Annotated in this window: 20 protein-coding genes; 8 read left to right on the forward strand and 12 right to left on the reverse strand. The window is 47.5% G+C overall.

The genetic code is table 11. From position 1 onward, the window contains the following. The first annotated feature begins 4 nt into the window (after positions 1-4). From ACYVGR_RS02795 to ACYVGR_RS02810, 4 genes are all read left to right on the forward strand, one after another. Complete coding sequence (locus ACYVGR_RS02795) at positions 5-1,957, forward strand: ATP-binding protein (protein WP_460953761.1); 1,953 nt, start codon at positions 5-7, stop codon at positions 1,955-1,957. Between the two features lie 1,024 nt (positions 1,958-2,981). Next, the gene (locus ACYVGR_RS02800) at positions 2,982-3,404 is read left to right on the forward strand and encodes a LytR/AlgR family response regulator transcription factor (RefSeq protein WP_460953762.1); all 423 of its coding nucleotides are present in this window, start codon (positions 2,982-2,984) and stop codon (positions 3,402-3,404) included. A gap of 81 nt (positions 3,405-3,485) precedes the next feature. Beyond that, on the forward strand, positions 3,486-3,812 hold the full coding sequence (locus tag ACYVGR_RS02805) for a hypothetical protein (RefSeq protein ID WP_460953763.1): 327 nt from the start codon (positions 3,486-3,488) through the stop codon (positions 3,810-3,812). Between the two features lie 434 nt (positions 3,813-4,246). Continuing rightward, entirely contained in the window at positions 4,247-4,492 is a 246-nt protein-coding gene (locus ACYVGR_RS02810; protein ID WP_460953764.1) for a hypothetical protein, read from the forward strand. A gap of 30 nt (positions 4,493-4,522) precedes the next feature. On the opposite strand, the gene ACYVGR_RS02815 is transcribed toward ACYVGR_RS02810, so the two are convergent. Beyond that, a complete protein-coding gene (locus ACYVGR_RS02815; protein WP_460953765.1) occupies positions 4,523-4,963 on the reverse strand; it encodes a response regulator in 441 nt (146 codons plus the stop codon). A 439-nt stretch (positions 4,964-5,402) separates the two neighbouring features. On the opposite strand from ACYVGR_RS02815, the gene ACYVGR_RS02820 reads away from it, so the two are divergent. Beyond that, on the forward strand, positions 5,403-5,831 hold the full coding sequence (locus ACYVGR_RS02820) for a response regulator (protein ID WP_460953766.1): 429 nt from the start codon (positions 5,403-5,405) through the stop codon (positions 5,829-5,831). 483 nt (positions 5,832-6,314) lie between these two features. Here ACYVGR_RS02820 and ACYVGR_RS02825 read toward each other — a convergent pair whose 3' ends face one another. Beyond that, positions 6,315-6,782, reverse strand: coding sequence for an Hsp20/alpha crystallin family protein (locus ACYVGR_RS02825; protein WP_460953767.1), 468 nt, complete (start codon positions 6,780-6,782; stop codon positions 6,315-6,317). A gap of 155 nt (positions 6,783-6,937) precedes the next feature. Beyond that, complete coding sequence (locus ACYVGR_RS02830) at positions 6,938-7,072, reverse strand: hypothetical protein (protein WP_460953768.1); 135 nt, start codon at positions 7,070-7,072, stop codon at positions 6,938-6,940. Positions 7,073-7,287: 215 nt separating this feature from the next. Here ACYVGR_RS02830 and ACYVGR_RS02835 point away from each other — a divergent pair, with 215 nt between their 5' ends. The 3 genes from ACYVGR_RS02835 (at position 7,288) to ACYVGR_RS02845 (ending at position 10,670) form a co-directional block, all read left to right on the forward strand. Further along, positions 7,288-8,523 (forward strand): transglutaminase-like domain-containing protein, encoded by a 1,236-nt coding sequence (locus ACYVGR_RS02835; RefSeq protein ID WP_460953769.1) that lies wholly within the window; start codon positions 7,288-7,290, stop codon positions 8,521-8,523. Positions 8,524-8,927: 404 nt separating this feature from the next. Next, a complete protein-coding gene (locus tag ACYVGR_RS02840; RefSeq protein ID WP_460953770.1) occupies positions 8,928-9,725 on the forward strand; it encodes an AraC family transcriptional regulator in 798 nt (265 codons plus the stop codon). Positions 9,726-9,800: 75 nt separating this feature from the next. Next, positions 9,801-10,670 (forward strand): NmrA family NAD(P)-binding protein, encoded by an 870-nt coding sequence (locus tag ACYVGR_RS02845; protein WP_460953771.1) that lies wholly within the window; start codon positions 9,801-9,803, stop codon positions 10,668-10,670. A gap of 87 nt (positions 10,671-10,757) precedes the next feature. Here the strand turns inward: ACYVGR_RS02845 and ACYVGR_RS02850 are convergent, their stop codons facing one another. From ACYVGR_RS02850 to ACYVGR_RS02890, 9 genes are all read right to left on the reverse strand, one after another. After that, positions 10,758-11,516: a LytR/AlgR family response regulator transcription factor gene (locus ACYVGR_RS02850; RefSeq protein ID WP_460953772.1), complete on the reverse strand. Its 759-nt coding sequence runs from the start codon at positions 11,514-11,516 to the stop codon at positions 10,758-10,760. Beyond that, positions 11,516-12,484, reverse strand: a complete 969-nt coding sequence (locus ACYVGR_RS02855) for a sensor histidine kinase (protein ID WP_460953773.1) — start codon at positions 12,482-12,484, stop codon at positions 11,516-11,518. Before ACYVGR_RS02855 ends, ACYVGR_RS02850 begins: the two co-directional genes overlap by 1 nt. A 13-nt stretch (positions 12,485-12,497) precedes the next feature. Further along, on the reverse strand, positions 12,498-13,412 hold the full coding sequence (locus ACYVGR_RS02860; RefSeq protein ID WP_460953774.1) for a DUF6268 family outer membrane beta-barrel protein: 915 nt from the start codon (positions 13,410-13,412) through the stop codon (positions 12,498-12,500). 3 nt (positions 13,413-13,415) lie between these two features. After that, complete coding sequence (locus ACYVGR_RS02865; protein ID WP_460953775.1) at positions 13,416-14,093, reverse strand: ABC transporter ATP-binding protein; 678 nt, start codon at positions 14,091-14,093, stop codon at positions 13,416-13,418. 2 nt (positions 14,094-14,095) lie between these two features. Beyond that, positions 14,096-15,346, reverse strand: coding sequence for an ABC transporter permease (locus ACYVGR_RS02870; RefSeq protein WP_460953776.1), 1,251 nt, complete (start codon positions 15,344-15,346; stop codon positions 14,096-14,098). Beyond that, the gene (locus ACYVGR_RS02875; RefSeq protein WP_460953777.1) at positions 15,339-16,439 is read right to left on the reverse strand and encodes an efflux RND transporter periplasmic adaptor subunit; all 1,101 of its coding nucleotides are present in this window, start codon (positions 16,437-16,439) and stop codon (positions 15,339-15,341) included. Before ACYVGR_RS02875 ends, ACYVGR_RS02870 begins: the two co-directional genes overlap by 8 nt. After that, positions 16,432-17,772: a TolC family protein gene (locus ACYVGR_RS02880; RefSeq protein ID WP_460953778.1), complete on the reverse strand. Its 1,341-nt coding sequence runs from the start codon at positions 17,770-17,772 to the stop codon at positions 16,432-16,434. Before ACYVGR_RS02880 ends, ACYVGR_RS02875 begins: the two co-directional genes overlap by 8 nt. A gap of 3 nt (positions 17,773-17,775) precedes the next feature. After that, the gene (locus tag ACYVGR_RS02885) at positions 17,776-18,141 is read right to left on the reverse strand and encodes a DUF2147 domain-containing protein (protein ID WP_460953779.1); all 366 of its coding nucleotides are present in this window, start codon (positions 18,139-18,141) and stop codon (positions 17,776-17,778) included. A 448-nt stretch (positions 18,142-18,589) separates the two neighbouring features. Then, entirely contained in the window at positions 18,590-18,811 is a 222-nt protein-coding gene (locus ACYVGR_RS02890; protein WP_460953780.1) for a transposase, read from the reverse strand. Between the last annotated feature and the right edge of the window lie 164 nt (positions 18,812-18,975).

Here is an 18,975-nt window from a genome sequence, read left to right on the forward strand (position 1 = left end):
CTCTATGCGAGCACTCAACTTAATTGACCTTGGACGAAATTATATCCAGGTCAATTTGGATTCAAGTTGGTATTATCTTCATCAGGCGATCTTCCTCAGCAAAAAGCTTCCTAATAAGCGCATACTTACCAAAGCGTATAATGCACTAGCCACGACTTATGTCGCCACGGGAGAGGCCAGTAAAGGGTTAGCCATCCTTCGGCAGGCGGATCAAATCAGCCGCGCCTATCCATTTGACAGTATTCGCCTTGAAGTCCAGGCCAGAATGACTCAAGCCTATCGAATTCAAGGCAATTATCAGCAAGCCCTTCGTATTGGATTAGCACTTGATAATGATCTCGAAAAACATCCTGAGCGACGAGCCGGACTCGTCGTTACCTTGTATAGTGAATTAGCCTTAATCCATCAGCATTTTCAGAATGATTCACTCGCTTTACTGTATTATAAAAAAGCTTATCAGTTTGCTACCAATAGCCGAAATAAACAATCCATTTTGGCAGCATCCGGTAATTTGGGCGAATACTATGTTACTCATCAAGAATTTAGCCAAGCGGAATTCTATCTAAAAAAAACTTTGGCAATCAGTCAGGAGCTTAAGCAAGATCATAGTACTGCTGAAACATTGCGTAATATTGGCGAGATCAAACGTAATCAGCATCAATACAAAGAGGCAATCACCTATTATGAACAGGCCCTATCGATTCAAAAGCGGATTGGTGCTAAGGAGTTCGTTGGGTATCTCTATCTGGAACTAGCCCAAAGCTACGGTTCCCTCAATAGCCTACCAAAGGCTTTATCTTTTCTGGAACAGTCAATTACGATTTTTAAGGCTATACAATCGGCTCATTATCTCCATCAGGCCTTGCTGGTTAAAGTTAAGTTGGAGCAGAGACTTGGGCACGCTGACCAAGCGTTGAAAGCCTTGCAAGAGGCCCAGCTCCTAAGTGATAGTTTGAACGGTTTAGAAAAGCAAAAAGCGATTGCCCAGATTCAAGCTCAATTTGATGTGGAGCGCCAACAAAACCAAATCGCAACTCTCAAAAAGGATTTGGCCTTACAGCAACAGACCAAGAACACGATACAATTGCAACTGAGTCTGACGCAAAGTCAACGAACATTATATATAGCTGTTTCTTTTCTGCTATTGCTATTAGCTGGCTTTATTTACATCAACTTCTATAAATTGAAAAGATCCCAACAGCTGTTAAGTCAACAGCAGGATGAAATAAAAACACAGAATGAGCAATTAACGAACCTGAATAAAACAAAAGATCAATTATTTTCTATCATTGGGCATGATCTACGCAACCCATTAGTGCAACTAAAACAGGAAATTAATCAACTTCAAATGGCTGCTCAGTTAGGTCAGAAACCAGTCATGGCTTCTTTGACTGGACTTGAACAGAAAACCGATAATATTCTAGCTTTATTAATGACCCTACTTGACTGGGCTTATGTTCAATTTAAAGGTTTCCAGACCAATTTACAGATCATCAATCTAACCGATCATCTCGCTCAAGTGAGTAGTTATTTTTCCGACCGAGCGAATCAAAAACAGATTACGATTATTAATCAAGTCGAAGGACATTGCCTTATTATGGCTGATCCTCAGCAGTTGGGAGTTGTGCTACGGAATTTGATTGATAATGCTATCAAATTTACACCCATGAGTGGCTACATCCGTTTGTTCGCCATTGAGCATGCCAATACTGTTGAACTTCAAATTCGGGATACGGGTATTGGTATGACTGAAGACATGATCAATCTTGCCTTTACGGAGCCTCAGGTTCGCCTAGGAACGCAAGCAGAAAGTGGGACGGGTTTAGGGCTTAAAATAAGCAGAGAGTTGCTTATCAAGCAAAATGGTAAACTCATTATAGAGGGTATTCCCAAGAAAGGAATTACGGTAAAAGTTTTTTTTGATAAACCAGCTCATGCTGATTTGACTAGCGATTAGCCTTTACGTAATACCTGTAAGTCGTTCATAGCAAAAAACGGGTCGTTTATGTCTATTATGAATTGAAGTACCTATCTATTATTAGTTTCGTAAATTACTAATAGATAGATAGGTAGGTGAGGATGAGCGAGAAAAAAATTAAAAATCATGGCAAAGTGGTGTCTGACCAGCATCAATTGAGTAAGAATGAAGCCAATCCTATATCAAGCTCGCCTGATCTAACAAAATTTCGGCTCTTATTGGCCCAATACAAAGCAAAAGTATTTGAGCAAAATGCCGATCTACTTCAACTGTAACGACTACAGCCTACGTCCATGAAACAAGGTCTGTCTGACTAGCCATTGTACGTTGTGCAATGAACGTGGACAAGCGGATTGAAGGCGATGAATTGCCACTTCGTCCGCAACGGCGTACCAGCCAGCTAACTCGTAAATCCCACTTCCGGTAGCAACTATAGAACGGTCTCCCTCCCTTTGGACCAAGCTATGTGCCCGTTAGGGTAACAGACCGTTCATCGTTGCAGCACATTCATCTACATAAACAGTGGCTCATCCTTCATCTTTAGCTTTTTTAAGTTAGGGTATTCTTTTTGCAACTGGTGTTTTTAGCTTGATGAATAAACTAATATGCGGCTCCCGGTTACGGTAGAGTAAGATTAAAAATTCTCTCTAGAGGTGTTTCAGGAAAGGTTTGTTTGAAATGCCAACTCAATAATATAGGGAGCCAATCAGCCGTTAAACGGTCTTGGTGAGTTATTCATGGCAAAAAACAGGTCGTTTATGTAGCTCGGCTGCCTTGTTGTCCACCTGTTGATAATTTTGCAAAATGAGTAACAGACAGGCATGTGAGGATGAGCAATAAAAAACAAAACAATCAAGGTGAAGATCAGTCCGATTGACATTTAGCAGAAAGGGAAAAGGCGGTAGTTTGCCTTACTTTTTTTCAGCTTGCTATTCCCTGGATTTATTCCTGAGAAGAAATAAAATTAACTAGCAATAAACCGCTTATAGCCCGTATACCTTTCATGAAGCGAAAGCGATTCGCAGCTGCTCAAGTCCAGCACAAATTTAAGCCAGACCAGGTCCTTTACTTAATTGGTGACGTTAATTACTGCATGGTTTATTTGCTCAACGGGAAGTCGGTTTTATCAAGCAGGACTCTAAAATGGTACAGTGATCGGTGGCCTCAGTTCGTGCGCATTCACAAAGCCAACCTGGTTAATCCTCAGCACATTCATAGCTGTGTTGTGATTTCCTCCATCGTAGCCCATCTGATTATGCGGAATGGAGCTCGTCTTTCCATTGGAAGAAGACGAATCAAAGAAGTTATCAATCAATTAGAGGGTAATTTGTCCATATATTCCACCGCTAATAGGCATCTGATGAGATCGGAAGAGGTCTTCTTTAGACCAGCGCATCATCAGGTATACGACCAGGAACTTGCCTGACTTGTCAGGTATATTCTACCTGACGGAGAGTATACGGCATACAGGATTTTGGCAGTTTGTTTTTCGGTCAATAGAATTGCAATGTCGCAGTCAAAAAACATCTATCTACTGGAAGAATACATCAAAACGTTGATCGTAACCGAAGTCGTCTTGCCTGGTATCGTACCCCGTCGGTGGGGACACGAGTTCTGTCGCTCAGAGCTTAAAGGTATTTATGGGGGGCTGAAATTTGTCATCAAAAGGGCCTGTCCACTTCTGGATAGCCATATGGTTGAAACATTTGAACAAATCGAGGAATCCAATCCGATCGCCATGCACTGGTTTCTATGCGCTTATTGGGAGAAACTGGTTGTGCTGTTGGCTTTTTATACTCATCTGGAGAAGTGTTACCAAGCCAATTTGAATTAAATGCTCGTTCGTTTATAGAGTCGCCTGCTAAAGCTATACCAACTGAGACACCAGCAGAGATTCATGACTCGACGTTCAAAGTAAAGGCCATGTTGACTGGTAAGCAGCATGAGCATCGATAGCTCTAAATAAGGTGGCTGTAATCCCGGTAAATTAATCGCCAAGTTGTCGGGAACACTAAATGGTCAGACTTCTATTTTTGATTGCCGGAGTCATGGCCTTACAATCAATATATAGTTATGCCTTTGACGCTTACTAATCCAGGTTTAATCTGGTTGGTTAATTTTGACAAATGGCAAACATAACCTAGATCGTTAAAAATTATTGGGTTTTTCCTGATCAATCCTGGCTGATAGGGAAGACTACTACAAAGACTAAAACCGCTTATATCTAAATTTATGGGAGCCACAAGAGGTAGCTTTGAGTGTCGACTCATGCGACAAATACAACGATCCTTACCGACCGTAACCATCTATATTGAGACCCATAATCCAGATTTTGCAGGGTGTATTATTACGATTTGGGATGACAAGATTGAAAAGAAAGTTGAACTCCGACTTTTGGAGAATGAATTAAATGAACTAGTGGAAGAAGTCCAATCGGCTTATATTTTAACGATCGCCAACTACTTAAAGAAAGCCCATGAGAAACTAGTTTCTGACAATCAGAAACTAGTTTAAGCTTACCCCATGTTCACCAGACAATACGCGTTACTGGGTTAAGCGTTTGGGATGATGGCACTCCGTCCAGTAGGCAATAATAGCCGCTAACTGAGCTTTCCAGTTAGCATAAGTGGACTTCTTTTCAAATAAGCCCTGAATGGTTAACTCGTAGGCTTCTTCGACCATTGATTCTTCAACGGGATGGGTCATAAACACGAACGGAATACACTTTTTACGCAGGCTGGGATCCTGATCGATTTGTTGTCGAAGCTCCAGGCCACTCATCCCCGGCATACTAATTTCTGAAATAATCAAGAAGGGAATCTCCTCTGTCGTCTTCAAGTAATCCAGGGCGGTTTGGCCGTTGGAAAAAACGACTATAGGATAAGGAAGGCCTAACTCCGACAAGGCCTGTTTAAACATATCATGATCATCCTCATCGGCGTCAATAAAGATGATGGGATGCTCGTTAATGGCTGCCTGGCTCATAAAATAAGGCTAAAATAAAAGCTCAGTTCTATACCGAGCTTTCCAAGTTTTTCTATTTTTCTAACGTTGAGAGAAATGATATTGATCTATGATAGAGCTGCATTAAGAGCAGCGAACAACTGAAGTTGGAAACCCGTTTGCCTTTTGAGGTGCTCAAATCATGCCAACTAAAAAGACATAAATTATCTTTTTGAAAATCAATGCATTACCAACAAACACTTGTGTTAGTACTGGTAAAAATCGGTGACTTTTATACCCAATTTTGTAGACGTAAACGCCCGTCCCTCCTTAACTGGGCTGGCCGGTAAAAAGGCAATCAGGCAATAACTGCTCAGTCTACTCGTATTGTGATATATTTGTGGACCATGCCCACACAGAATTCACGGATGGCTGTTGCTGCCAGCGGGTCCAAATCGTACGTACGTTTAACCTATATCCTATGACGAGTAAAGCACCCATTGTGGTGATTGAAGATGATGAAGATGACCAACTCTTTATTCAGCAAGCTCTTACCAGTTTAGCTATTATGAATCCGGTTGTCTTTTTTAGCAATGGCGTTGCGGCCATCGAGTATTTAATCACTGCCCCGGAAGCTCCTTTAGTGATTCTTAGTGATGTCAATATGCCAGCCATGAATGGAATTGAACTTCGCCAGCTGATTGATTTAAATGAGTACCTGAAACTAAAATGTATTCCCTTCGTTTTTTTAACCACGGCGGCCGATCAGGACCTAGTCAATATGGCGTATAAGATGACCATTCAGGGGTACTTTAAAAAAGAGCGCACTTTTGCGGGTTTACAAGAACAGTTACGCTCGATCCTAGATTATTGGGATAAATGTTTACATCCAAACAGTCGTTTTAACTAGTAATTGTTCAATTTAGATTCTAAAGATTCTCGGGTTCGCCCGCGTGGTTGATTCTACTTGATGGCTTAGACATTGATTAGAATCAAAATATCACCAATAGAATCGACAGAATCTACTTTGGCAAAGTATTAGTTAATGAATCCGCTCCAGGTAGGATCTCGGCTATAGGAAAAGGCCCATTAGTGTAGCGTGCACAAACCAGCATGGGTGCTTTCTTGTTGCTTTCTCCTACCATAAGCATTCTTTCTACAACACCCCTTCAAATAGTCCCCTTTTGCAGGACAAAAAAAGAGGTGGTGACTCACGATGTCACCACCTCTTTAAATAGGTTTAAATACTAGTACTTGTCCAATTTAGATTCTAGATATTCTCGGGTTCGCCCGCGCGGTTGATTCTAATTGATAAATTTCGTGCTGATTATCAACATAATAGCGGCAATAGAATCCGATAGAATCTACAGAATCTACTTTGGTAAAGCACTAGTTAGTTAATTTGGATTTGAGTCGGGGCTTTGGGTTTGGCCTCTTCCTTCTTGGGCAGTTCAATGTGCAGAATGCCATTCTCGTATCGAGCCTGGATCTGCTCTTGATCACAGGAATCGGGTAACCAGAACGAACGCGAAAAGGCATGGTAACTAAACTCCCGCTGGGTGTATTGACCCTGTTCATTTTTCTCTTCGTGCTGGGCCTGCTGCTTAGTCGAGACAGTCAGCTTGCCGTTATGTAAGCTCAGACTAAAGTCATCCTTCTTCAGGCCGGGGGCGGCTACATCAATCTGATAGCCCTCACTAGTTTCCTTGATGTTGACCGCTGGCACTAGCGTACCGACCTGAGAGCGGGTAATGCCGGGCCAGTTGCGGTTAAAGTTGAACCATTCATCCATATCTCTGCCCATGAATTCATCCAGTAGAGAGGGCAGCTGTCCGTTTCCATTGAATTTAACCAGTGACATAGTTGTAAAGAGTTTAAAGGTTTGACATAAATGTGTGTCAAAAAGCCTCTAAACAAGCTTTATGCCAAAAGTCAGTGGTATTCATTGGATGCATCAGAAAATGACAAAATGACATTCTCTGATTGAGGTCACTTGTCAGCCAGACAGGATTGCGCTTACAGATCCCAATCTACCCAAGGGTCAATCTGTTTGGCCGACCCATCGGCAGCCTTATCGACTTTTGAACAGGGATATGAAGTAGGGTAGTCAGAACCCGATTGATCCACGTTTACCAACGGCGGCATCAGCATAAATAACAGGGCATTTTGGTGCTACTTTTTTATAGACTAGTGGTAACCGTCGCTTAAAATAGGTGTTTCAAGAAAATTTAAGCCCAAAAAGAATTTAGGAGAGGAGTCCCAATAGAAGCCGTGGCTGGCTCATTTCGCCTAAAGCAATTCGTTGGCTTGTAATGTTTGCTGGCTTCAGTCGTCTTTGCTAGTGTATCCTCCATATCCTACTCATTATGATGCGTTCATTATCCATTGTGCTGGCTATTACATGGCTGAAATTGACTACTTTCGGCCAAACTACATCACCCCCGGACAGCTTTCGCGCTTACGCTGCCCAGCAGAATAAGGTGATCAATCAGTTAGTGGCCGATAAGCAGTATCGACAGGCAATCGACCACTGTGATGACTGGTATAAGACCTATGCGCAATTAAATGAAGAACTTAAACGGCAATTTGCGGGGATACCCGCCGATCTTTTCTATGCCCAGGCCCGCTTTTATGCCTTACTCAAGGATAAAGCTGGAGCGACCAGGGCCTTTGACAAAGCGGTAGCGGCCGGCTATAAAAATTATAAACAGGCACTGACCAATCCAGATTTGGCCTATATCCGTACGGACAAAGAATTTGTCAGACAATTAGCGTTGATACGACGACGGGGTGATTATCACTTCATCCTACAACAGGAGAAAGACTATTCGTCTAAGAGCCCTTCTGAGCTGCCTGGCTTCACCTATCAGTCTGCCGATGAACCGCAATTGGTAGCCTTGCGACACCAATATAAACTTGATTCCATAGCCGGGCAGGGCAGTGACGTCTCGAAGGTTATCAATCTGATGAACTGGGTGCACGATCGTATCCCTCACGATGGGAATCACGAAAATCCGTCATCCCGTAATGCCCAGGACTTACTGACGGTGTGCCAGCAAGAGGCTCGGGGGTTAAATTGTCGAGGCTTATCGACGGTGTTGAACGAGGTGTATCTAGCGATGGGCTTCCGGGCTCACTTTGTGGGCTGCCTGCCCAAGGATACCACTGATTTTGACAGTCACGTGATCAACAGTGTTTATGTACCCAGTGTTCAGAAATGGCTGTACATGGACCCTACCCAGGCTGCTTACCTGATGGATGAAACCGGCCAACTACTCAGCATTAGCGAGGTTCGTCAGCGGTTAATCGAAGGGCGTCCGCTTTTACTCAACCCCACGGCGAACTGGAACCATAAGGTAACGGCTACTAAAGTTGACTACCTCGACGGCTACATGACCAAAAACCTTTACCAGTTGGAGCGTCCCCTAAATAGCCAGCGGGATTTAGAGACCCGGCAGGAAGGCAAGGTTTTACACTATGTCCGGTTAGTGCCTTTAAAGGCTTACAATGCACGACAGACCACGCAAACAAGAAAGGGTAAATTGGTGACCATCGTTACCCATTATACAAGCGATCCAACCGTTTTCTGGGCGTCCGACTAACTTGTTTTCCATCCGGAGCCTAAGTCTGGTGGTGGAAATTGATTACTGGATATCAGCCCACCAGGTGTTTCGGTTATTCCTGCGCTTATTAACTAGCTTTGGAGAGGCTAGGCGGACGACCGCAATGGCGGCCCTGCGTGATTTATCCAATTGATCGGTGCCGTACCATTCCGCAGCAAAAGCGCCATCAATGCCCGAAGGTCCAGTTCGTCAGTGCTGCTGGTTACCTGACGGTATATACTGGCGAGACTGACCGTCCATCCGTAAACGCTTTAGTCCTGAAGACAAACGGGCAGATACACTAAAAGCAATCTTGTGGTGTTTTTAAAGCAATAAAAACACCACAAGACGGAGAGATTACGTAACGGCCATGGTTATCATGCTTAACGAAACGATCAGGCAGAATGGAATACCTAAAAATTGAGCCGGCAGATCACTTAAAACCCTATGTTCACTGGTTTGGTCTATTGCGAAGCCAACAGAGTGAGGCATTAACTCATACCTTCAGGATTGTTTCGGATGGCTGTCCGGGGCTTATCTTTCAGCAAACGGCGGATTCTTTTTATACTATTGACGGAAAGCCTTTCCCGCATCTATACCTGCACGGTCCGGCAACGACCCATTCGCAAAATACGGCCTCTGGAACGTACGGTATGATCTTTGTGCATTTCCAGCCGCAGGCCTTAAAAGCCATTTTTGGGATAGACGCCCACGAGCTTACCGATGGCTATACTGCATTGGACAGTGTGCTGAAAAATGACCTGTGCGACAGACTTCTTACCTCAGAAGATACCTATGAAAGAATAGCCCTGCTGAGCGATTTTCTTACCCAGCAACTTATTCGGAATCGTCCCAAAGCCGACAACAGAGTCGCTTTTTTCATCCGGCAGACGGCCAATCATAACTGTAGTTTGAAGGAAATACAGTCACAACTAAACCTCTCCGAACGTTCGCTGGAACGACTGATCAAAACGAATATCGGTCTTTCTCCCAAACGATTCATGCGAATCAATCGGTTTCAGGCGGCACTCCGGTTGCTGGATACGCAGCCTACCCAATTGCTGACCCATATCGCTTACGAAAACGACTATTTTGACCAATCGCATTACATCCGTGACTTTCGGGAGTTTGCAGGTGCAACGCCCAAAGAGTTCTTGGCGAGAGCAAATGGGCCATTGGTCAATTTCCCCGAATGGACTTAATTACGGCTGTCGGGTTTGTACAATTTCTGGCTAATTGCCACTCCTACATTTGACTGGTCAATTAAAAACAGTGAAATGGAACAAGCTAGAAAAATCACCGTATTTGGAGCCACGGGTAAAATAGGGTCTGATCTTATCCAATTGTTTTCGGATGCCAAAATACCCGTTACGGCGGTGACGCGTAACCTGGAACGAGCCATTCCGTTACCTTTTGTGGAATGGCATCAGGCCGACATGGCCCATGAGGAGCAACTGATCCCTGCCATTGCTAAAGGGGGTGGAGTTTTCCTGACCTCCGGTCCCAGTCCAGATTTTGTAAAGGATCAAACTAATGTGATCCGGGCCGCCCAAAGAGCAAGGGCCGCCCATCTCGTTAAATTATCTTCCGGGGAAGCCGATGCCTGCTCTCCCCTCTTTATTCCCCGGCTGCACGGTCTGGTCGAAGCGGCATTAACCCAAGCGGGCATTCCCTATACCATCCTAAGGTCTAACGGCATGATGCAGAACTGGCTGGGCGATCTGGCTGAAAGTGTGCGTAAGGACCGCAAATTCCACGAATCAACGGGCGATGGGAAACGAGCCTACGTAGACAAAAGGGATGTCGCCGAAGTGGCTTTCAACTGTTTGACAAAGCCAGAAAATCACTACGCTAAAACCTATTTCCTGACGGGTGGCGAGGCTGTGAATTATAATGATGTTGCCGCAGCGATTTCCAGCGTTCTTCAGCAACCGGTGGCGTATGTGCCCATTTCTCTGGAAGACGCACGCCGGGAGATGGAACAACAAAACCTACCTCCTGCTCTGATCGAAACCTTTATTGCATACGACACTGCACAACGTAACGGCGAAAAAGCGTTGGTTACTGATAGTGTGAGCAAAATACTGGGTCGCCCACCGCGTACGATAGACCAGTTTTTCGCCGATCATGCCGACTGTTTTCGGTAGTCATTATCGGATTTTATATACTTAGAGAGCACCGACTTCGACAAATCGTACAGCAAACACTGTAAATAGCTGTGTGTCATTCAATAGTTAAATACCCTTTTCCAGCCATTCTTTGAACGCAGCTACTTTCAGGCGGCTGACGATGGCTGTTTCGGCCAGGGGAACAACCAGCTTAACCACGATTTTTCGGTTGAAATACGGCTCAATCGACTGGATCGCGTTGCGATTGATGAGCATTTGTCGGTTGATGCGGTAAAACTGATGTGGATTACAAACCGATTCGATGTATTCCAGATTTTTCAGGAGCGGGTGCCGCTCTCCGCTGAACGTATATAACTGTACGAGTTCATACTCAATCGTAATGGCCGCAATGTCTTTAGTGTAAATGACGATGGATTTTTCACGGTGCTGGGTCAGGAAACTTTCCTGATAACTTTTCTCTCGGGGAGGTGCCAACAAAGCGGGATTGATGGCTTTCTGGCTGAAGCTGGCCACCAGGTTTTTATACCGCGTCAGGGCCGCGTGGATTTCTTCCTCCCGAAACGGTTTCAGGATGTAGTTGATGCCGTTATTCTGAATAGCCGCCAGGGTGTAATCGTCAAAAGCGGTGCAGAAAATGATCGGAATGGCTACGTCGACGTACTGGAAAATCGCGAAGCTGTGCCCATCGGCAAGCTGAATATCCAGAAAGATCAGGTCGATTTTGCTGTGGTGCTTCGTCAGAAAAGCAACGGTCTCCGCAATGGATTCGAGCGTGGCCGTGACTAGAAAGTCGTCGTCCTGCTCGATGATTTCTTTCAGGAGCTGGGCCGTGTGCTTTTCATCTTCCACAATCAATACGTTCATCAGATCAGTTTCAGTTTTACGGCAAAATGGGTGTCGGTTTCGTGGACGAGAAGGCCATTCGTTACGTTCAGCAAGGTATAGCGTTGCCGGATATTATCCAGCCCGTAACCCGACTTTTCCGATTGGGACAGCTTCGGTAGTTTCGGATTGCTGACCACTACGTAAAAATCGTCACTGGTGGAGATGCTGATACGCAGTGGGTTTGCCGAGGTCATGGCGTTGTGTTTGAAGCAGTTTTCGGCGACGATTTGTAAGGAAAGCGTGGGAATCAGGTAATTCTGTAAGGGCTCGTCAATCTGAATCGATACGTCCAGGCTGCCTTCGTTACGGGTCTGCATCAGAAACAGATACGATTTCAGCACGCTCAGTTCCTCCCGCAACGGAACCGTAGACGCTTCGTTGTACTTGAGCGTTTGCCGGTAGAAATCCGACAGGCTGATCACGAATTGTTCGGTCGATGGGTGTTGCTTGCGGGCCATCATCCGCAGCGTATTCAGGGAATTGAACAGAAAGTGCGGATCGACTTTGCTGCGTAATTGCTGGAGCTGTACCCGGTAGTTTTCGCTCTGCATCTGTTCTTTTTCCAGTTCCAGTCGGGCAATGCTGGAACTGGCGCGGAGGGCATACTGAATGATGAGAAAAAGAAGACTGGCAAAAGAGAATTTGAGCAGCAGATTCCAGCGGATATACTCAGGATGGCTGAAAATGAAAAGCGAGAAGAAACTGTAGACCAGTACGATATACGCCAGAATGATGACCGCCGTCAGTTCCCATCGGTGTCGTCGGCTCTGGTTTGTGGTGTACAGCAGCAGGTACCAGAGCACAAACAACACAACCGACGCGGAGAGCCACCGGCTGTAAAAATCCAGTTTGCCGTCGATCAACGCGTTGGCGTTGGAGAAGAAATTAAGCCCTGGCAAAATAGCCGCCAGGGCCAGCGGAAGCAGCCAGTTTATGTTCAGTTTCATCGGTATGATAGGCTCACTCGTTTCGGTTTAACACCAGGTGATAACTGACCTGCATCCGTAGGCCACGGGCATTGAAATCGACGATCGGTTGGGTGGGTTTTCCGATGGGAAACGTAATAATCGACCAGTAGGGCTGACTATTATTGCCGTATAACTGAATCTGATTCCGAAAATCGTATCCCAATCCGGCCGAAAACTTGTGCCGTTTTTTTACCGTCACGGCCAGCGAACTTAGTCCGTACCATTGCGTCACCTTAACGTACTCACTGTGGCGGCTCTGCTGCGACAGTCGATAACTGGTCAAGTTACCCGAAATTTCGCTTACCCAACTGATCGACTCACTCAACTGATAGTCCAGACGAGGACGTATCGGCAGCAGACCCGACAGATGCAACCGGTCGCTGATGTCGTAATGGATGGCAATAAACGGGTTTATCTGGTAACCGAAAAATTGCCGGGCCAACTGCACGCCCGAACCACTCGTCAGCCGGGGGCCGTGCCGAATCGTGTAACTGCCGCCGATGGCATACCGCATATCTTCTCCGCTGATGTCAACAAAATCAGAGTATAACCCGCCCTGCACAAAAAACTGAAGTTTGGTGGTCTCACTGTAATTGCGTTGCCAGAACAGATTGAGATCGAGTCGGGTGACCGAAAACGATCCTTTGTCGGGCAGGTCGAGCTGGCTGTTATTGAATTGGAAACGACCTCCGATGATCCGTTTTTCGGTTTTCAGAATCGGAAAATTCAGGAAGGCAGCCACGCTGTTTACGTGGCCTTTCAGCGAATCGTTGCTCAGGCGAGTATGTCGGTATTCCAGACCCGCAATCTCCAGATTAGGTCGCTGGGCCTGAACCACGAACGTAGTTAGAAAAGCCACTGGGAACCCGAACATTCGGACGGCTGAGGGAAGTAGGGTGAGTCGCATGGTTTACCCCCCAACAATTTTACCATCCACCATTTCGATCACCCGGTCGCAGTTGGCCGCAAACTCATCGTCGTGCGTGACGGCAATGATGGTTTGTCCACGTTCTCGGGCTAATTGCCGGAAAATATCGAACACTACTTTTGTATTTTTGGAGTCCAGATTGCCCGTTGGTTCGTCGCCCATGATAATGGCTGGATCGTTGATCAGGGCACGGGCAATGGCAACCCGTTGCTGCTGTCCACCCGAAATGCGGGATGCTTTTTTGTCTTCGTGTCCTTTGATGTCCAGCATGTACAGAAGATCCAGGGCTTTTTTTCGAATCTGTTCCGGGGGCTGTTTGCCCAGTTTCAGGGCGGGCAACATGACGTTATCCAGCACCGAAAACTCCGGCAGCAAATAATGAAACTGGAACACAAAGCCGATGTGTTCATTCCGGAACCGGGCCAGTTCGTTCTGTTTCAGCCCCGTGAGTCGAGTGCCATTGATCTGAATCGTGCCTTCATAATTCGTATCCATCGTGGAGAGCAAATACAGAAGCGTCGATTTCCCGGAGCCTGATTTCCCGATCAGGGCCAGAAATTCGCCCGGCTGCACGTCGAACGAAATGCCTTTCAGCACCTGAATGGTTTCGGGGTCATGAAAATATTTGGTGATGTTGTTGACCGAAAGGGCAGGTTGCATGATTAGCCTCTTAAGATTTCTACGGGATCGATTTTAGATGCTTTTCGGGCGGGCAGATACCCCGCAACGAACGTCGTCAGGAGCCCAAACACCAGCGCCATCACGTAGTCGGTGGGGATGTAGGCAATGGGTAAGGTCGAGAGCGACGCAATTTTGAAGGGAATCCGGTCGACGCCAGCTGAGATGAGAAAGCCCAGCAACAGCCCCACCAATCCACCCATAAACCCGATGGCAATCGACTCAACCAGAAAGATTTGAACAATATCTTTTCCGTCGAAACCCATTGCCTTGAGGATCGCGATCTCCCGCATTTTTTCATTCACCGTCATGTTCATGATGTTGTAAATGCCGAATCCAGCTACAATCAGGATCGTCAGGGAGACAGTGATGGCCAGAATATTGCGGAGCACGTTAGCCGATTCCAGTTGCGAGTTGCCCTCCTGCCAGGCTTCAGTTTTGTACGATACCGAAGCACCAACGCGTTTGGCGGTGGTGCGGGCATCGTTGTAATGCCGCACATTGGCCAGTACATCCGTGGCATAGCTCTGGTTTTTCGACAACAACTGACGGGCCGCCTGAATCGAAATAATGGCTCTGGATTTATCGACGCTGGCAGATCCGGTTTCGATCAGACCAACCACTTTATAGGTTTTCAGGATACCGTCGGACGTACTGAGCGAGATGATGTCGCCCATCTGAGCACTAATTTTGTCGGCCAGACCCGTCCCCAGAATCACGCCGTCGCTGCGTCGTTGCAGTTCATATAAATCGCCCTCCGTGATGTATTGGGCGGTATGGAACAGCTGATTTTCGTTGTCAATATCGACTCCCGACAGGCTGCCGCTTACCTTGCTGACCCCGTTGTGAAAAAACACGTTTTCGTTGAGCTGCTCCGTAACCGCCACTACGTCGGGAATCGATTCCAGCAGTTCCCGAATCGGTTCAGCGTTTTTGATGCCTTCCGTATACTGGATTCGTTTGGGGTTGCTGATGAACTGCACCGTATCAGACCCCTTCGGAACGGGCAGGAGCTGACGGGCTTCTTTGGGTAGATCGTTGTACACCCGGATGTGGGCCATCGTATTGAAAACCAGTTCCGCCTGGGCATCATTGACCCCGCTGGTGAAGCTGTTCATGAAAATGTACATCGAAATCCCGAACGTAACGCTCAGTACGGCCACAATCAACTGGCGTATTTTGGACGTTAGATGGACCCAGGCAATTTTGTTGTTAACACTCATGGCCTTACTCATTGGTGCGAAGAATGACGTCTTTGTCTGAAATACCCGACCGGACTTCCACCCAGTCTTTGCTTTTATAGCCCGTGACGATGGCTTTCTCATCGCCCGATTCGAGGGTTACGTACTTTCCTTTGCTCAGGTAAGGGGTCGGAATAACCAGTACGTTGTTGCGGGTGCCGGTGACGACATTGGCCTGTAGCTGAGTCCCCGAAAAGAGCACCGCAGGCGGCTGAAGTAACTGGGCTTCGACGACGTAGGATTGCTGACTTTCGTCGAAGGCCGGGTATATTTTCGATAGACGAGCCTTGAAAACCGTATCGGGATAGGTGTTCAGTTGCACACTGGCCGACTGGCCGAGTTTGATTTTGGCGATGTCGTCTTCGGCCACAAACAGTTTCAGGACGCTGGTTCCACTACCAATCCGGGCAATGACTTCACCCTTACGAACCAGCTCTCCTTCTTTCTTGTAAACAGTCAGCACCTGTCCGGGCCGGGTGGCTTTGAGTTGGTAATCAGCGAGTAGTGATTGTTGCGAGTTGACCTGGGTTCGGCTGGTGGCGGCCTGGAGTTTGAGCGACCGTTCCAGCTCCTGATAATTTTTTTTCAGTACGTCCAACGCACTGGCCGACGCTTTGTACTGCAATTCCGCTTTTTCCAGATCCAGTTGCGACACCGAATTGCTGGCTCGCAGGGTCTTATACCGCTGCCAGTTCATGCGGTCCTGCTCAAGCTGGGCGTTGGCCTGATCGATCTGCACGCGGAGCTGGCTAAGTTGGGGCGATTGGGTTGAGGCATTGCGGGCGGCATCCGTGTAGACGAGTTTGGCTTCGGTGAGCTGGTTGGCCGGAATGTCGCTTTTGATGTGGGCCAGCACGGCTCCCGCCAGCACGGGATCACCTTCGCTGATCGAAAGCTGTTGGAGCGTACCATCCACGTTGGCCGCCACAACGTATTCGTTTTCCTGTTCCATGTGTCCACTGGCAAAAACCGCTTCTTCAATTGTTTTTCGCTGGGGCGATGTTTTCTCCGGGCTATGGCAGGAAGCCAGCACCCAAAGGCACGTAGCCAGGCTGGCATATTGGCTGAATGAATGGGTATTATTCACGCTGAAAGTCGAGTTGACGGATGAAGATTTTGTAGTGGGATACGCTGTAATTGCTCAGACTCTGGACGTAATCGTTCTGAGCTTTGAAGAGGTCATTGAGCTTATCGAGCCGCTCGTCCAGGCTGATAATGCCCCCGTCGTAGCGGTTCTGCACGTGGCGGTCGTTCTGCTGCTGCAAGGCCAGAATCTGCCGGGCTTTCTGTAATTGTCCCCGGTTCTGGTCGTACTGAAGTAGCAGCGTCTGGTCTTCCTGAGCGACCTGATTCCGGGCCTGGGTCAGTTGCAGTTGCTGGGCCTGGATACTCAGTTCCGACTGGCTGATTTTCTCACGCGTGGCAAAACCTGTGAAGATCGGTACGTTCAGCCGCACACTCAGGAATTGCTGGGGCAGCCGATTGGCGTTGGCGAAATCCGTAAACCCGCCGGTGGCCCAGGAATAATTGTACTGATACCCCACCGACAGGGACGGATACAGCAGCGATTTACTTTGAGATAACTGAGATTGGGCCAGTTGAAGCATCGATTGCTGAAGCAGAATGGCCGGATGCGTAGGGGCAAACGAAATGGGCGACGCCGACTCGGCGGGTTGCTGCCAGGTCTCGGTCAGGTTCAGGCTGTCGGTAGTATTCAGTTGATTCTGAAGATCGTAGGTCAGTTGTCGATACTGGGTGCGAATGTCGGCTAGAGTACGTTCGGCCTGTAACTGCTGAATCATAGCCCGGTTCCGCTGTTCTTCACTGACCAGTCCCTGGGCGTATTTGTCGGCTACGTGCCGGGCAATGGCCGATGTGGTCGCTAGATTGCGGGCATAAATGGTGTCGATTTCCTGACTCAGCAGCAGAGCGTAGTACGTACTGGCCAACTGATTGTACATCGCGTAGCGGGTCTGGGCCGTCTGTACGGTGGCTACGTGGGTCTGTACGCTGGCCGTTTTAGACGCAAACCATTTCTGAAAATTCAGCATGTCCCATTGAGCCTGAACACCCGCCGTATAGATAAACGGTCTGCCAAACGTCAGTTCACGGTAGCTGTTATCGGGAGCCGTCGGATTCGTCAGTTTCTCGGGAACCAGCGTGGGTTGCAGCGTGATATTGTCGGTAAACGCACCGCTACCACTGATGGTCGGCAGGCGATACGTTTTCGACTGTTTCTCCGCGGAACGGCTGATCTGCTCCTGAAGCCGGGACGTTTGCAGCGGCAGGGCGTGCTGATCGGCATAGCGGAATACCTCCTGCAAGGAACCGAACTGCTTCTGAGCCACCGCCATCGACGGAGCCAGCAGCCAGAGCAAAGCCAGCAGCAGATTGCCGGTGAGTGAGTGATCTGGACGCATGACTTACAATTTGGTCCAGGTTTGTGACTTTGAGAGAAGGCCCACCGAGCCGGTAATTTCAAGCGTATGCCCATCCAGCACACGGGCCGAGCATTTAGCCGTTTTGCCTTTCTTGATCAGGAACAACGTGCCATTTCGGAACGACTTGCCATCCTTGGTAATTAGCCCGGCGATTTGTTTCTGACCGACCAGCGTTTTATCCTCGGCTTCCCGAATCAGGGCGTCGTAGGCGTTGCCATTTTTAACAAATTCGATCACCCGGCTTTTGTCGTCGCTGGTCCATTTACCCGTAAGTGGATCGCTGCCCGATTGGGTCAGCAGGTGCAGGCTGAAGAGCAATCCTGCCAGAACTGAGCTGATTGTTTGCATGATACGATTGGTTTCGATGGATGCAAACATGGCCCCTTCCGGCCCGGCTAATGGGATATTTTAGGGTGAATTGAACAGATTGACAGGCGAATTGAACAAGGGGGAAGGCCAGTTGGCGGGGAGTTTTTTTGACAGCCGGGCCGCCGGGCGGATTTACAGCAAGGTTTCAGCGTGCGGACTTCGGCACTTATGAAAAGTCAATTACCGAAACTGGGTGACTCACGCGTTCAACCGACATTTTTTGTATACTGAATGGTTTTCGTCACCCGTTGCATAATCTCAAGAAAGGCTCGTGGCTGTTGCAAAACTCTGCTTCCCGCATTGATTTTTCAACATCTGAAATGGCGAGTAGGATTTTATATCATCGTCTACCCTTCTTAGTTGAGAAAAAGCACGCCAAAGCCCAGCAAAGTGTCTTGAAAAGACAATGACCACTCGACCTTTAAGGCTATGGCCTGGCTGACGCGGTGGATTTGGTGGTGAACTTCATATACTTCTTCAGATTGAAGGCCACAGCTGCCATCAGCATCACCTTGTGAGCCCCGGTTTTGCCTCGTACATTCACCTTCCGTAATCCATAGTAGTCCACCAGACTGCCTAAGACCGGTTCTATTGTCTTATGGCGTAGCCGTTTCATACGCTTGCCCCGCCGACTTTGCTGACGCTCCAAAGCTCGCCGATAGAAGGGATCATAGGCCGTCCGGATAATCTGGCGGCACTAACTCTTGGGCACACAGGTGGGTTTGAGCGGACACTGTTTGCAATCTTGGTAATCTGCCCGGTAGACTTTCTACCAGCCGCCATCCGCGGTCTTGTCAAACGTCTTAAACACTA

This window comes from Spirosoma litoris (assembly GCF_054776755.1).

What these genes read in the sequence shown, in the direction of transcription:
- ACYVGR_RS02795 (WP_460953761.1), top strand. Translation starts at nt 5, where the DNA reads ATGCGAGCACTCAACTTAATTGACCTTGGACGAAATTATATCCAGGTC.
- ACYVGR_RS02800 (WP_460953762.1), top strand. Translation starts at nt 2,982, where the DNA reads ATGAAGCGAAAGCGATTCGCAGCTGCTCAAGTCCAGCACAAATTTAAG.
- ACYVGR_RS02805 (WP_460953763.1), top strand. Translation starts at nt 3,486, where the DNA reads ATGTCGCAGTCAAAAAACATCTATCTACTGGAAGAATACATCAAAACG.
- ACYVGR_RS02810 (WP_460953764.1), top strand. Translation starts at nt 4,247, where the DNA reads ATGCGACAAATACAACGATCCTTACCGACCGTAACCATCTATATTGAG.
- ACYVGR_RS02815 (WP_460953765.1), bottom strand. Translation starts at nt 4,963, where the DNA reads ATGAGCCAGGCAGCCATTAACGAGCATCCCATCATCTTTATTGACGCC.
- ACYVGR_RS02820 (WP_460953766.1), top strand. Translation starts at nt 5,403, where the DNA reads ATGACGAGTAAAGCACCCATTGTGGTGATTGAAGATGATGAAGATGAC.
- ACYVGR_RS02825 (WP_460953767.1), bottom strand. Translation starts at nt 6,782, where the DNA reads ATGTCACTGGTTAAATTCAATGGAAACGGACAGCTGCCCTCTCTACTG.
- ACYVGR_RS02830 (WP_460953768.1), bottom strand. Translation starts at nt 7,072, where the DNA reads ATGCTGATGCCGCCGTTGGTAAACGTGGATCAATCGGGTTCTGACTAC.
- ACYVGR_RS02835 (WP_460953769.1), top strand. Translation starts at nt 7,288, where the DNA reads ATGATGCGTTCATTATCCATTGTGCTGGCTATTACATGGCTGAAATTG.
- ACYVGR_RS02840 (WP_460953770.1), top strand. Translation starts at nt 8,928, where the DNA reads ATGGAATACCTAAAAATTGAGCCGGCAGATCACTTAAAACCCTATGTT.
- ACYVGR_RS02845 (WP_460953771.1), top strand. Translation starts at nt 9,801, where the DNA reads ATGGAACAAGCTAGAAAAATCACCGTATTTGGAGCCACGGGTAAAATA.
- ACYVGR_RS02850 (WP_460953772.1), bottom strand. Translation starts at nt 11,516, where the DNA reads ATGAACGTATTGATTGTGGAAGATGAAAAGCACACGGCCCAGCTCCTG.
- ACYVGR_RS02855 (WP_460953773.1), bottom strand. Translation starts at nt 12,484, where the DNA reads ATGAAACTGAACATAAACTGGCTGCTTCCGCTGGCCCTGGCGGCTATT.
- ACYVGR_RS02860 (WP_460953774.1), bottom strand. Translation starts at nt 13,412, where the DNA reads ATGCGACTCACCCTACTTCCCTCAGCCGTCCGAATGTTCGGGTTCCCA.
- ACYVGR_RS02865 (WP_460953775.1), bottom strand. Translation starts at nt 14,093, where the DNA reads ATGCAACCTGCCCTTTCGGTCAACAACATCACCAAATATTTTCATGAC.
- ACYVGR_RS02870 (WP_460953776.1), bottom strand. Translation starts at nt 15,346, where the DNA reads ATGAGTAAGGCCATGAGTGTTAACAACAAAATTGCCTGGGTCCATCTA.
- ACYVGR_RS02880 (WP_460953778.1), bottom strand. Translation starts at nt 17,772, where the DNA reads ATGCGTCCAGATCACTCACTCACCGGCAATCTGCTGCTGGCTTTGCTC.
- ACYVGR_RS02885 (WP_460953779.1), bottom strand. Translation starts at nt 18,141, where the DNA reads ATGCAAACAATCAGCTCAGTTCTGGCAGGATTGCTCTTCAGCCTGCAC.